Genomic DNA, 13,046 nt, shown 5'->3' with positions numbered 1-13,046 from the left:
TGGCGGCCGGCAAATCGCGCCTATCATATCCAAGATTCGTCACTAGCTTAAGGCCCAAGGTGCAAATGAAACGATCTGCTTTCTTTATCTCCGATGGTACCGGCATTACCGCCGAAACCCTGGGTCAAAGCCTTCTGGCGCAGTTCGAAAACATTGCCTTCAGCAAAGTCACGCGGCCGTATATCGACAACGTGGACAAAGCGCGGGCCATGGTACAACAAATCAACAAAGCCGCCGAAACAGACGGCTTCCGTCCGATTATCTTCGACACCATCGTCAATCAGGACATTCGTGAGATTCTCGCAACCTCGAATGGTTTCATGATCGACATATTCTCGACGTTCCTGGCACCACTTGAACAGGAACTGACCGAGCATTCTTCCTACACCGTGGGCAAATCCCACTCCATCGGCTCCAGCACCAATTACATGGAGCGTATCGAAGCGGTGAACTTCGCCCTCGACAACGACGATGGCGCCCGCACGCACTATTACGACAAGGCCGACCTGATACTAGTGGGCGTGTCGCGATGTGGTAAGACGCCGACGTGTCTGTACATGGCGATGCAATTCGGTATCCGCGCAGCCAACTACCCGCTGACCGAAGACGACATGGAACGCCTGCAACTGCCAAACGCCCTGCGCGCCCACCAGCACAAGCTGTTCGGCCTGACCATCGACCCGGACCGCCTCACCGCGATCCGCAACGAGCGCAAGCCCAACAGCCGCTATTCGAGCTACGCCCAGTGCGAGTTCGAAGTGCGCGAGGTCGAGAACCTGTTCCGCCGCGCAAACATCCCGCACATCAACTCCACGCATTTTTCCGTGGAAGAAATCTCTGCGAAGATTCTGGTGGAGAAAGGTGTGGAGCGGCGGTTCAAGTAACTCTCGACACGCCCCCTGTAGGAGCTGCCGCAGGCTGCGATCTTTTGATCTTGTTTTTTGAAATCAAAGTCAAAAGATCGCAGCCTGCGGCAGCTCCTACAGGGATCTCTCTAAATCACGAATAGATCCACAAACCGGTTCACCGGCGTAGCCTCTAGCCGCGCCCGATCCTTGCACAGCGCAAAAATCTCTTCGCTGCGCTGACCGGTGAATCGTGTCAGCAAGTTCGCCCTGAATTTCTCCTCCAGCAACGGGATACCTTCAACCCGGCGTCGACGATGCCCGATCGGGTACTCCACCACGACGCTCTCGGTACTGGAGCCATCCTTGAAAAACACCTGCACCGCATTGGCTATGGAGCGCTTGTCGGCCTCCAGATATTCACGGGTGTAACGTGGTTCCTCGACGATAACCATCTTGTCGCGCAGCACATCGATGATCGGATGCGCCTTGTGGAAATCGTCCTCGTAGTGCTCCGCCACCAGATTGCCGAAGGCCAGCGGCACAGCGGTCATGTACTGGATGCAGTGATCGCGGTCGGCGGCATTTGCCAATGGACCGACTTTGGAAATGATGCGAATCGCCGATTCATGGGTGGTGATGACGATCCTGGCGATTTCGTGCAGGCGATTACGCACTTGCGGATGCAAGGTCACCGCCGCTTCGCAGGCCGTTTGCGCATGGAACTCGGCCGGAAAACTGATCTTGAACAGCACGTTTTCCATCACATAACTGCCGTATGGCCGCGAGAAACTGAACCCGCGCTTGTCTTCAGGCTTGAGTGCCAGATCGCTATTGGTGTGGCTGAACAGTACGTCGTAAAAACCCCACTGCTTGGCACTCAATACGCCGGGGATGCCCATCTCGCCGCGCATCGCGATGTCCGCCAGGCGCACGCCACGACTGGACGCATCGCCCGCCGCCCAGGACTTGCGCGAGCCGGCATTCGGCGCATGCCGGTACGTGCGCAAGGCCTGACCGTCGGCAAAGGCGTGGGACAACGCCGACAACAACTGCTCGCGATTGGCGCCCATCAGCTTGGCCGTAACCGCGGTCGAGGCGACTTTCACCAGAATCACGTGATCGAGGCCGACGCGGTTGAACGAATTCTCAAGGGCGATCACCCCTTGAATCTCGTGAGCCATGATCATCGATTCAAGCACCGTGCGAACGGTCAGCGGCGCCTCGCCATTGGCCAGGCGCTTTTGCGACAGGTGGTCGGCCACCGCGAGAATGCCGCCGAGGTTATCCGACGGATGTCCCCACTCGGCGGCGAGCCAGGTGTCGTTGTAGTCGAGCCAGCGCACGATGCAGCCGATGTCCCACGCCGCCTTCACCGGATCGAGCCGGTAATTGGTGCCCGGCACACGGGCGCCAAAAGGTACGACGGTGCCTTCGACCACAGGCCCCAGATGCTTGGTGCACTCCGGAAAACGCAGGGCCAGCAAGCCACAACCCAAGGTATCGATCAGGCAGTTGCGCGCGGTATCCAGCGCCTCTTCGGACTCGACCTTGAAGTTGAGAACGTAATCGGCAATGTCCTGCAGGACCTTGTCGTAGTCGGGGCGGTTATTCAGGTCGACGTTGGCACTCATGTTCGATTCACTCTGTGAAATGGGTCGTTGATGGGACCTCGGTTCAGGGCAATCGCAACGGATGGCACACTCTTAATTTGAAATGCGGCCCAACTGTGGGAGCGAGCTTGCTCGCGATGGCGTCGGCACATCCAGCATTGATGTCGCCTGACACTCCGCTATCGCGAGCAAGCTCGCTCCCACAGGGTTTTGGGTGAGTCTAGAAAGAATCACCCGGTACACGGACATAACCTTCCATCAACACCCGTGCGCTGCGGCTCATGATCGCCTTGTTCACGGTCCATTCGCCATTGACCTGACTGGCCTCGGCGCCGACACGCAGGGTGCCGGACGGGTGGCCGAAGCGCACCGCGTTGCGTTCGATGCCGCCCGCCGCGAGGTTCACCAGGGTGCCGGAAATCGCTGCTGCCGTGCCGATCGCCACCGCCGCCGTGCCCATCATTGCGTGGTGCAATTTGCCCATGGACAGTGCACGCACCAGCAGATCGACATCGCCTGCCGCAACCGCCTTGCCGCTTGAGGCTACGTAGTCCGCAGGCTTGGCCACGAAGGCCACCTTCGGCGTGTGCTGCCGCTTGGCCGCTTCGTCGATGTTCGAAATCAGCCCCATGCGCAGCGCGCCGTAGGCACGGATGGTTTCGAACATCAGCAAGGCTTTCGGGTCGCCATTGATCGCGCCCTGCAACTCGGTGCCCTTGTAGCCGATGTCTTCGGCATTGACGAAAATCGTCGGGATGCCAGCGTTGATCATAGTCGCCTTGACGGTACCGACGCCGGGTACTTCCAGGTCATCCACGAGGTTGCCGGTAGGGAACATCGAACCGCCGCCGCCCTCTTCGTCCGCTGCCGGATCGAGGAACTCGATCTGCACTTCGGCCGCCGGGAAGGTCACGCCGTCGAGTTCGAAATCGCCGGTCTCCTGCACTTCACCATTGGTGATCGGCACGTGGGCGATGATGGTCTTGCCAATGTTGGCCTGCCACACACGAACCACGGCCACGCCGTTGTGCGGGATGCGGCTGGCGTCGACCAGACCGTTGCTGACGGCGAACGAACCGACCGCCGCCGACAGGTTGCCGCAGTTGCCGCTCCAGTCCACGAACGGCTTGTCGATGGATACCTGACCGAACAGGTAGTCGACATCGTGATCGGCCTTGATGCTTTTCGACAGGATCACGGTTTTGCTGGTGCTGGAGGTCGCGCCACCCATGCCGTCGATTTGCTTGTCGTACGGATCGGGGCTGCCGATCACCCGCAGCAGCAAAGCGTCGCGGGCCGGACCCGGGACCTGTGCCGCTTCTGGCAAATCCTTGAGGCTGAAGAACACGCCTTTGCTGGTGCCGCCGCGCATGTAGGTGGCGGGTATCCTTATTTGCTTTGGGAAAATAGTTGCGTGAGCCATGGTGCTCGTTACTCCATTTCTGAAAACAGACACGGGACTCAAAGTCCCGTGTCTGCAAAGCGCGTGTTAAACGGCAACCGCCGATTCTTCGAGGAAGTCCTGGGCGAAGCGTTGCAGCACGCCACCGGCTTCGTAGATCGACACTTCTTCAGCGGTGTCGAGGCGGCAGGTCACCGGCACATCGACGCGTTCGCCGTTCTTGCGATGGATCACCAGCGTCAGGTCTGCACGCGGGGTGCGGTCGCCAATCACGTCGTAGGTTTCGCTGCCGTCGATGGCCAGGGTGTGGCGGTTGGTGCCCGCTTTGAATTCCAGCGGCAACACGCCCATGCCCACCAGGTTGGTGCGGTGAATGCGTTCGAAACCTTCGGCGGCAATCGCTTCCACACCGGCCAGACGCACGCCTTTCGCCGCCCAGTCGCGGGACGAACCCTGACCGTAGTCGGCGCCGGCAATAATGATCAGCGGCTGCTTGCGATCCATGTAGGTCTCGATGGCTTCCCACATGCGCATCACTTTGCCTTCCGGCTCGACACGGGCCAGCGAACCCTGCTTGACCTTGCCGTTTTCCTGAACCATTTCGTTGAATAGTTTCGGGTTGGCAAACGTCGCGCGTTGCGCGGTCAAATGGTCGCCCCTATGAGTCGCGTAAGAGTTGAAGTCCTCTTCCGGCAGGCCCATTTTCGCCAGGTATTCGCCGGCGGCGCTGTCCAGCATGATCGCGTTGGACGGCGACAGGTGATCGGTGGTGATGTTGTCCGGCAGTACCGCCAGAGGGCGCATGCCCTTGAGCGGACGTGCGCCGGCCAACGCACCTTCCCAGTACGGCGGACGGCGGATGTAGGTGCTCATTTCGCGCCAGTCGTACAGCGGCGCGACTTTCGGGCCGGTGTCTTCGTGGATGGCGAACATCGGAATGTAGACCTGACGGAACTGCTCCGGTTTCACCGACGCCTTGACCACTGCGTCGATTTCTTCATCGCTCGGCCAGATGTCTTTCAGCCGGATTTCCTTGCCATCCACCACGCCCAGCACATCTTTTTCGATGTCGAAACGGATGGTGCCAGCGATGGCGTAAGCAACGACCAATGGCGGCGACGCGAGGAACGCCTGCTTGGCGTACGGGTGAATCCGCCCGTCGAAGTTGCGGTTGCCGGACAACACCGCAGTGGCGTACAGGTCGCGGTCGATGATCTCTTGCTGGATCACCGGATCCAGTGCACCGGACATGCCGTTGCAGGTGGTGCAGGCGAAGGCCACGACGCCGAAGCCAAGTTTGTCCAGCTCATCGGTCAGGCCGGCTTCGTCGAGGTACAGCGCGACGGTTTTCGAACCCGGTGCCAGGGACGACTTGACCCATGGTTTGCGAGTCAGGCCGAGCTTGTTGGCATTGCGCGCCAGCAGGCCGGCGGCGATCACGTTGCGCGGGTTGCTGGTGTTGGTGCAACTGGTGATGGCGGCGATGATCACCGCGCCATCCGGCATTTGACCCGGCACATCGTCCCATTGGCCGGAGATGCCTTTGGCTGCCAGATCCGAAACCGCGACACGAGCGTGCGGGTTGCTCGGGCCAGCCATGTTGCGCACGACCGAAGACAGGTCGAAGGTCAGGCCGCGCTCGTATTGCGCGCCTTTGAGGCTGTCAGCCCACAGGCCGGTCTGCTTGGCGTAGTTCTCGACCAACTGCACCTGCTCGTCCTCACGGCCGGTGAGTTTGAGGTAGTCGATGGTCTGCTGGTCGATGTAGAACATCGCCGCGGTGGCGCCGTACTCCGGGGCCATGTTGGAGATGGTCGCGCGGTCGCCGAGGGTCAGCTTTGATGCGCCTTCACCGAAGAATTCCAGCCATGCACCGACCACTTTTTGCTTGCGCAGGAACTCGGTCAGCGCCAGCACCATGTCGGTGGCGGTGATGCCCGGTTGCAGCTTGCCAGTCAATTCGACGCCAACGCTTTCCGGCAGACGCATCCACGATGCGCGGCCGAGCATCACGCTTTCGGCTTCGAGACCACCAACACCGATGGCGATCACGCCCAACGCATCGACGTGCGGGGTGTGGCTGTCGGTGCCGACGCAGGTATCAGGGAAGGCCACGCCGTCTCGCACCTGGATCACCGGAGACATTTTCTCCAGGTTGATCTGGTGCATGATGCCGTTGCCCGGCGGGATCACGTCGACGTTCTTGAACGCCTTCTTGGTCCAGTTGATGAAGTGGAAACGGTCTTCGTTGCGACGGTCTTCGATGGCGCGGTTCTTCTCGAACGCCTCTGGATCGAAACCGCCGCGCTCGACGGCCAAGGAGTGGTCGACGATCAGTTGCGTCGGCACCACCGGATTGACTTGTGCAGGATCGCCGCCTTGCAGGGCGATGGCGTCACGCAGGCCGGCGAGGTCGACCAGCGCGGTCTGACCGAGAATGTCGTGGCACACCACGCGGGCCGGGAACCACGGGAAGTCGAGGTCGCGCCTGCGTTCGATGAATTGCTTCAGGGATTCGGTGAGCGTGGCCGGGTCGCAGCGACGCACAAGGTTTTCCGCCAGCACGCGGGAGGTGTACGGCAGGGTGTCGTAGGCGCCAGGCTGGATCGCCTCGACCGCTGCGCGGACGTCGAAATAATCCAGGTGGCTGCCGGGCAGCGGTTTACGGAATTCAGTGTTCATCGTCAGGACTCGGTCACGGTAGTTACATTAGGTGGGGCCTGGTACCAGTACCAAATGGAAACGGACCTCTGTAGGAGCTGGCTTGCCAGCGAATGCGGTGGATCAGTCAACGAACATGTTGAATGACAGATCGTCTTCGCTGGCAAGCCAGCTCCTACAGGGTTACCGGTTCATTCAGTAACCTGTGCCGGCCCTCACCATTCAGCGTTGTTCGATGGGTACGAACTTGCGCTGTTCAACGCCGACGTACTCGGCGCTTGGACGGATGATGCGGTTGTTGGCACGTTGTTCGTACACGTGGGCGGCCCAGCCGGTCAGGCGCGAGCAGACGAAAATCGGCGTGAACAACTTGGTCGGAATGCCCATGAAGTGGTACGCCGAGGCATGGTAGAAGTCGGCGTTCGGGAACAGTTTCTTCTGCTCCCACATGGTCTTGTCAATGGCTTCGGACACCGGGAACAACACCTTGTCACCCACTTCGTCAGCGAGCTTTTTCGACCAGCCCTTGATCACCTCGTTACGCGGATCGTTGTCCTTATAGATCGCGTGGCCGAAGCCCATGATCTTGTCCTTGCGTTCGAGCATGCCGAGGGTGCCTTTGATCGCGTCTTCCGGCGACGAGAAACGCTCGATCATTTCCATCGCCGCTTCGTTGGCGCCGCCGTGCAGCGGGCCGCGCAGCGAGCCGATGGCCGCGGTGATGCACGAATACAGGTCGGACAGGGTCGACGCGCAAACACGTGCGGTGAAGGTCGATGCGTTGAACTCGTGCTCCGCGTAGAGGATCAGCGAAACGTTCATCACCTTGACGTGCAGCTCACTCGGCTTCTTGCCATGCAGCAGGTGCAGGAAGTGGCCGCCGATGGACTGCTCGTCGCTTACGCAATCGATGCGCTTGCCTTCGTGGCTGAAGTGATACCAGTAAGTCATGATCGCCGGGAACGCGGCCAGCAGGCGGTCGGTCTTGTCGTGCTGCTCAGAGAAGTCGTTCTCCGGTTCCAGGTTGCCGAGGAACGAGCAACCGCTGCGCATAACGTCCATCGGGTGGGCGTCGGCGGGGATACGTTCCAGCACTTCCTTCAAGGCTTGCGGCAGGTCGCGCAGCTTGCTCAGCTTGTCGATGTAGGCGTTCAGTTGTGCTTTGTTCGGCAGCTCGCCATACAGCAGCAGGTAGGCGACTTCTTCGAACTGTGCGTCAGCCGCCAGTTCACGAACGTCATAACCACGATAAGTCAGACCGGCACCCGACTGGCCCACGGTGGACAGTGCGGTTTGCCCGGCTACCTGGCCACGGAGCCCGGCGCCACTGAGTACTTTTGCTTCGGCCATTTTTGTCTCCAATATTCTTTTTGTCAGAGAAACCTGTAGGAGCGAGCCTGCTCGCGAAGGTGGATGTAACACCTCGGTGCATCAGGGACACCACGTAATCGTTGACGTCCATCGCGAGCAGGCTCGCTCCTACATATAAAAGGTTCGATTACTTCTTCGCGGCGAACAACGCATCGAGCTTCTGCTCGAAAGTGTGATAGTCGATGCGATCGTAAAGCTCCATGCGGGTCTGCATGGTGTCGATGACGTTTTGTTGAGTGCCGTCGCGACGGATCGCGGTGTAGACGTTTTCTGCGGCCTTGTTCATGGCACGGAACGCCGACAGCGGGTACAGCACCAGCGATACGTCGGCAGCGGCCAGTTGCTCGGTGGTGTACAGCGGCGTCGCGCCGAATTCGGTGATGTTGGCCAGGATCGGCGCTTTCACGCGGTTGGCGAACAGCTTGTACATGTCCAGCTCGGTGATGGCTTCCGGGAACACCATGTCGGCGCCGGCTTCGATGCACGCAGCAGCGCGATCCAGGGCAGACTCCAGGCCTTCCACCGCCAGGGCGTCGGTACGGGCCATGATCACGAAGCTGTCATCGGTACGCGCATCGACGGCGGCCTTGATGCGGTCGACCATTTCCTGTTGGGTCACAATCTCTTTATTAGGACGGTGGCCGCAGCGCTTGGCGCCAACCTGGTCTTCGATGTGAATCGCCGCGGCGCCGAACTTGATCATCGATTTGACGGTGCGAGCGACGTTGAACGCCGAGGAACCGAAACCGGTGTCCACGTCCACCAGCAATGGCAGGTCGCAAACATCGGTGATACGGCGCACGTCGGTCAGCACGTCATCCAGGCCGGTGATGCCCAGGTCAGGCACGCCGAGGGAGCCGGCAGCCACCCCGCCACCCGACAGGTAGATCGCCTTGAAACCGGCGCGCTTGGCCAGCAGCGCGTGGTTGGCGTTGATCGCACCGACCACTTGCAGTGGGTGTTCGCTGGCGACCGCATCGCGGAAACGCTGGCCTGGTGTGCTCTTGTTCAAACTCATGACTCACCTCGTTTGGCTGTCGGGTTAGCGCCGTCCTGATAATGACGGGCGATATTGCGTTTGGAGGCGCCGATGTGACGGCGCATCAACAACTCGGCCAGTTCACCGTCACGGTCGGCGATGGCATCGAGAATCCGGTGGTGCTCGGCGAACGCCTGGTGCGGGCGATTGGGCGTGGTGGAAAACTGGATGCGGTACATGCGCACCAGTTGATAGAGCTCGCCGCAGAGCATTTGGGTCAGCGTGCGGTTGCCGCTGCCCTGGATGATTCGGTAATGGAAGTCGAAATCGCCTTCCTGCTGGTAGTAGCCTCTACCTGCCTGAAACGCCTCATCGCGCTCGTGGGTTTCCAGGACCCGACGCAGCTCGTCGATTTCTTCGAGGCTCATGCGCTCGGCGGCCAGGCGACAAGCCATGCCTTCCAGGGATTCGCGGATTTCGTAGAGTTCAATCAGTTCGGCGTGATTGAGCGACACCACCCGAGCGCCGACATGCGGCACACGAACCAACAGGCGCTGGCCTTCCAGACGGTGGATGGCCTCGCGCAACGGGCCCCGGCTGATGCCGTAGGTGCGCGCCAGCTCCGGTTCGGAGATTTTGCTGCCCGGCGCAATCTCGCCTTTGACGATAGCCGCCTGGATGCGACGGAAGACGTTCTCGGACAGGGTCTCCGTATCGTCTTGCGTTGAAACGGGGGGATCGAGTTGATCCAGCATATTGTCGACACCTTGTGAGCCAATGCCGCAAAAACTAACGAATACAGGCGACACAGTCAAAGGTTAAATCGATATTGTCGACAATCTTCTGATAACCGGCTGCACCATAACGAAGCAACCCCTCTGTTTATAGCCACCGGCCAGCGCTGGCGCCATCAAACTACCGTGCTAGAATGCCGCCCGCATTTGTTTGTCACATCTGCACTGCCTGTCATGAAAACCTGACAGGCATACGAGGGAGCTTGCGCAGCGATGCCAGGGCCTTGAATCAAGTCGGACCGCTGCGCACCAGGATTTATGAGACTCAAGCCCTTCCCTGCCTTCCTTTATTTCCTTTGCCTGCCCGGTTTTACAATGGCCGGCGAAAAGACCCTGTATGGCCTCAATGAGTATGCGTCGCTCAATGGCATTGACCTGGAAGTGGCGGCCAAACTCGACACCGGGGCGAAAACCGCGTCCCTGAGTGCGCGGGATATCAAACGCTTCAAACGCAACGGCGAGTCGTGGGTGCGTTTCTATCTGGCCATCGACACCGCCCATTCGCATCCGATCGAACGCCCGCTGGCCCGTGTCAGCAAGATCAAGCGCCGGGCCGGCGACTACGCTCCCGAAGAAGGCAAAAAGTACACCGCCCGTCCGGTGATCGAACTGGATATCTGCATGGGCTCGGCCCTGCGCAGCATCGAAGTGAACCTGACCGACCGCAGCGCTTTCCAATACCCGCTACTGATTGGCTCCGAAGCCCTCAAGCGCTTCGATGCACTGGTCGACCCCAGCCTTAAATATGCTGCCGGCAAACCCGCCTGCACCACCGACGCTTATACCGCCGAGTAATTCAAATGCGCTCTCTTACCCTTCATCTGAAACTGCTGATCGCCATCCTGGTGGTGCTGGGCATTTCAGTTACGGCCTATCAGATCTTCGTGCTGGGCATCCCGGTGACCGAAGACGCCACTGACGACCTGTGGAACATCGACGCCAAGGTCGAGTTCGTCGCCAGTGCCAAGGACCCGGTCAAGATCCAGATGTTCGTGCCACCGCTGAGCCGCGACTTCGTCAGCCTCAACGAGAGCTTCATCTCCAATAACTACGGCGTGGCCGTGAACCGGGTCGATGGCAACCGCAAGGTCACCTGGTCGGCGCGCCGGGCCAAAGGCAATCAGACGCTGTATTACCGCCTGGTGCTGACCAAGCGTTACTCCGGTGAGAAAGCCAAGATCAAAGGCCCGACCTTTCGCGACAGCATGACCATCGAAGGTCCGGAAAAAATCGCCGCCGAAGCCCTGCTCGCACCGATTCGCCAGCACTCGGCCGACGTCGAAACCTTCGTCGGCGAATCCATCAAGCGGGTCAACAACCTCAACGACGACAACGTGAAGCTGTTGCTGGCCGGTGATCCGTCCACCGCACACAAGGCAAAAATCGTCGAGTTGCTGCTGTCCATCGCCCACGTGCCCATCGAGAAGGTCCACACCATTCGTCTGGTGGCCGACCAGCCGCAAATACCGGAACTGTGGCTGCGCAGTTTCAATGGCACCGACTGGCTGTACTTCAACCCGGAAACCGGTGAACAGGGCCTGCCGACCGACCGCCTGCTGTGGTGGACCGGCGACGAAAACCTGATCACCGTCGACGGCGGCAAGAAAGCCAACGTGACCTTCAGCCTGAACAACAGCGAAATGAACGCCATTCGCCTGGCCAAGCTGACCGACGAAAACACCGACGCAAACTTCCTCGAATACTCGCTGTACGGCCTGCCGCTGCAAACCCAGCAGACCTTCATGATCATGGTGATGATCCCGATCGGCGTGCTGGTGATCCTGATCCTGCGCAACCTGATCGGCATCCAGACCCTGGGTACCTTCACCCCGGTGCTGATCGCCCTGGCCTTCCGCGAAACCCAGCTCGGCTTCGGCATCATGCTGTTTACCATCATCACGGCGCTGGGGCTCTCGCTACGGTCCTACCTCGAACACCTGAAGCTGCAAATGTTGCCGAGACTGTCGGTGGTGCTGACCTTTGTGGTGGTGTTGATCGCAGCCATCAGCCTGTTCAGCCACAAACTCGGCCTGGAGCGCGGCTTGTCGGTGGCGCTGTTCCCGATGGTGATCCTGACCATGACCATCGAACGCCTGTCGATCACCTGGGAAGAGCGAGGCGGCGGCCATGCGATGAAAGTCGCTATTGGCACTCTGTTCGCCGCGTCCCTGGCGCACCTGATCATGACCGTGCCGGAACTGGTCTACTTCGTGTTCACCTTCCCGGCGATCCTGCTGATCCTGGTGGGCTTCATGCTGGCCATGGGGCGTTATCGCGGTTATCGCCTGACCGAACTGATGCGTTTCAAGGCTTTCCTGAAAAAGGCTGACGCCTGATGTTCGGCCTCTGGAAGACCTGGAAGGCCCTGGAAGCCCGGGGCATCATGGGGATCAATCGGCGCAACGCAGACTACGTGCTCAAGTACAACAAGCGCAGCCTGTACCCGATCGTCGATGACAAGATCATCACCAAGGAGCGCGCCATCGCCGCCGGCATCCATGTGCCCGAGCTGTATGGCGTAATCTCCACCGAGAAGGAAATCGACAATCTCGAAGAGATCATCGGTACACGCAGTGACTTCGTGATCAAACCGGCCCAGGGCGCTGGCGGCGATGGCATCCTGGTCATCGCCGACCGTTTTGAAGGCCGCTATCGCTCGGTGTCCGGTCGAATCATCAGCCATGAAGAAATCGAGCATCAGATTTCCAGCATCCTGACCGGCCTGTATTCCCTGGGCGGCCACCGCGACCGGGCGCTGATCGAATACCGCGTGATTCCGGACCAGATTTTCAAGAGCATCAGTTACGAAGGCGTGCCGGACATTCGCATCATTGTTTTGATGGGCTACCCGGTGATGGCCATGTTGCGCTTGCCAACCCGTCAGTCCAACGGCAAGGCCAACCTGCACCAGGGCGCCATCGGCGTCGGTGTGGATCTGGCCACCGGCCTGACCCTGCGCGGCACCTGGCTGAACAACATCATCAACAAACACCCGGACACCACCAATGCAGTGGATGGCGTGCAACTGCCCTACTGGGACGGTTTCATGAAACTCGCCGCTGGCTGTCATGAGTTGTGCGGGTTGGGCTACATCGGTGTCGACATGGTCCTGGACCAGGAAAAAGGCCCGTTGATTCTTGAACTCAACGCCCGGCCGGGGCTGAATATCCAGATTGCCAACGATTGCGGGTTAACGCTGCGTACTCATGCGGTGGAAGCACGACTGGAAGACCTGAAGGCTCGTGGCGTGACCGAATCGGTCAAAGAGCGTGTGGCGTTTGTGCAAGAGATGTTTGGGCATATTCCTGCGGTTGAAGGCTGATCCGAAACCGAGTTGCGCCTATCGCGAGCAAGCTCGCTCCCACAAGGACGGCGCCATTC

General features: G+C 59.8%; 10 protein-coding genes. 4 read left to right on the top strand and 6 right to left on the bottom strand.

The window, feature by feature from the left end; translation table 11 throughout:
• Window positions 1-65 precede the first annotated feature (65 nt).
• Entirely contained in the window at window positions 66-884 is an 819-nt protein-coding gene (locus tag KW849_RS22755; protein ID WP_218431363.1) for a pyruvate, water dikinase regulatory protein, read from the top strand.
• A gap of 110 nt (window positions 885-994) precedes the next feature.
• Here the strand turns inward: KW849_RS22755 and prpD are convergent, their stop codons facing one another.
• The 6 genes from prpD to KW849_RS22725 form a co-directional block, all read right to left on the bottom strand.
• Complete coding sequence (gene prpD / locus KW849_RS22750; protein WP_218431362.1) at window positions 995-2,479, bottom strand: 2-methylcitrate dehydratase; 1,485 nt, start codon at window positions 2,477-2,479, stop codon at window positions 995-997.
• Window positions 2,480-2,678: 199 nt separating this feature from the next.
• Window positions 2,679-3,881, bottom strand: coding sequence for a 2-methylaconitate cis-trans isomerase PrpF (gene prpF, locus KW849_RS22745; protein ID WP_218431361.1), 1,203 nt, complete (start codon window positions 3,879-3,881; stop codon window positions 2,679-2,681).
• A 66-nt stretch (window positions 3,882-3,947) separates the two neighbouring features.
• Window positions 3,948-6,542 (bottom strand): Fe/S-dependent 2-methylisocitrate dehydratase AcnD, encoded by a 2,595-nt coding sequence (acnD, locus tag KW849_RS22740; RefSeq protein WP_218431360.1) that lies wholly within the window; start codon window positions 6,540-6,542, stop codon window positions 3,948-3,950.
• A 201-nt stretch (window positions 6,543-6,743) separates the two neighbouring features.
• Window positions 6,744-7,871 (bottom strand): 2-methylcitrate synthase, encoded by a 1,128-nt coding sequence (gene prpC / locus KW849_RS22735; RefSeq protein WP_218431359.1) that lies wholly within the window; start codon window positions 7,869-7,871, stop codon window positions 6,744-6,746.
• 148 nt (window positions 7,872-8,019) lie between these two features.
• Window positions 8,020-8,910 (bottom strand): methylisocitrate lyase, encoded by an 891-nt coding sequence (prpB, locus tag KW849_RS22730; RefSeq protein WP_108218923.1) that lies wholly within the window; start codon window positions 8,908-8,910, stop codon window positions 8,020-8,022.
• Window positions 8,907-9,626, bottom strand: a complete 720-nt coding sequence (locus KW849_RS22725; protein WP_218431358.1) for a GntR family transcriptional regulator — start codon at window positions 9,624-9,626, stop codon at window positions 8,907-8,909. Before KW849_RS22725 ends, prpB begins: the two co-directional genes overlap by 4 nt.
• A gap of 297 nt (window positions 9,627-9,923) precedes the next feature.
• Here KW849_RS22725 and KW849_RS22720 point away from each other — a divergent pair, with 297 nt between their 5' ends.
• The 3 genes from KW849_RS22720 to KW849_RS22710 are packed head-to-tail and all read left to right on the top strand — an operon-like array spanning window position 9,924 to window position 12,987.
• The gene (locus tag KW849_RS22720; RefSeq protein ID WP_108218925.1) at window positions 9,924-10,460 is read left to right on the top strand and encodes an ATP-dependent zinc protease; all 537 of its coding nucleotides are present in this window, start codon (window positions 9,924-9,926) and stop codon (window positions 10,458-10,460) included.
• 5 nt (window positions 10,461-10,465) lie between these two features.
• A complete protein-coding gene (locus KW849_RS22715) occupies window positions 10,466-12,001 on the top strand; it encodes an inactive transglutaminase family protein (RefSeq protein ID WP_218431357.1) in 1,536 nt (511 codons plus the stop codon).
• Window positions 12,001-12,987 (top strand): alpha-L-glutamate ligase-like protein, encoded by a 987-nt coding sequence (locus tag KW849_RS22710; protein WP_218431356.1) that lies wholly within the window; start codon window positions 12,001-12,003, stop codon window positions 12,985-12,987. The genes KW849_RS22715 and KW849_RS22710 overlap by 1 nt, the downstream gene beginning before the upstream one ends.
• Window positions 12,988-13,046: the final 59 nt, after the last annotated feature.

The organism is Pseudomonas sp. PDM26 (genome assembly GCF_019219185.1).
Classification (GTDB): domain Bacteria; phylum Pseudomonadota; class Gammaproteobacteria; order Pseudomonadales; family Pseudomonadaceae; genus Aquipseudomonas.
The sequence above is the reverse complement of the archived record's forward strand: the minus strand, read 5'-3'. Positions and strand labels throughout refer to the sequence as shown.

Coding starts and splice junctions, on each gene's coding strand:
- KW849_RS22755 (WP_218431363.1), top strand. CDS start 66: ATGAAACGATCTGCTTTCTTTATCTCCGATGGTACCGGCATTACCGCC.
- prpD (WP_218431362.1), bottom strand. CDS start 2,479: ATGAGTGCCAACGTCGACCTGAATAACCGCCCCGACTACGACAAGGTC.
- prpF (WP_218431361.1), bottom strand. CDS start 3,881: ATGGCTCACGCAACTATTTTCCCAAAGCAAATAAGGATACCCGCCACC.
- acnD (WP_218431360.1), bottom strand. CDS start 6,542: ATGAACACTGAATTCCGTAAACCGCTGCCCGGCAGCCACCTGGATTAT.
- prpC (WP_218431359.1), bottom strand. CDS start 7,871: ATGGCCGAAGCAAAAGTACTCAGTGGCGCCGGGCTCCGTGGCCAGGTA.
- prpB (WP_108218923.1), bottom strand. CDS start 8,910: ATGAGTTTGAACAAGAGCACACCAGGCCAGCGTTTCCGCGATGCGGTC.
- KW849_RS22725 (WP_218431358.1), bottom strand. CDS start 9,626: ATGCTGGATCAACTCGATCCCCCCGTTTCAACGCAAGACGATACGGAG.
- KW849_RS22720 (WP_108218925.1), top strand. CDS start 9,924: ATGAGACTCAAGCCCTTCCCTGCCTTCCTTTATTTCCTTTGCCTGCCC.
- KW849_RS22715 (WP_218431357.1), top strand. CDS start 10,466: ATGCGCTCTCTTACCCTTCATCTGAAACTGCTGATCGCCATCCTGGTG.
- KW849_RS22710 (WP_218431356.1), top strand. CDS start 12,001: ATGTTCGGCCTCTGGAAGACCTGGAAGGCCCTGGAAGCCCGGGGCATC.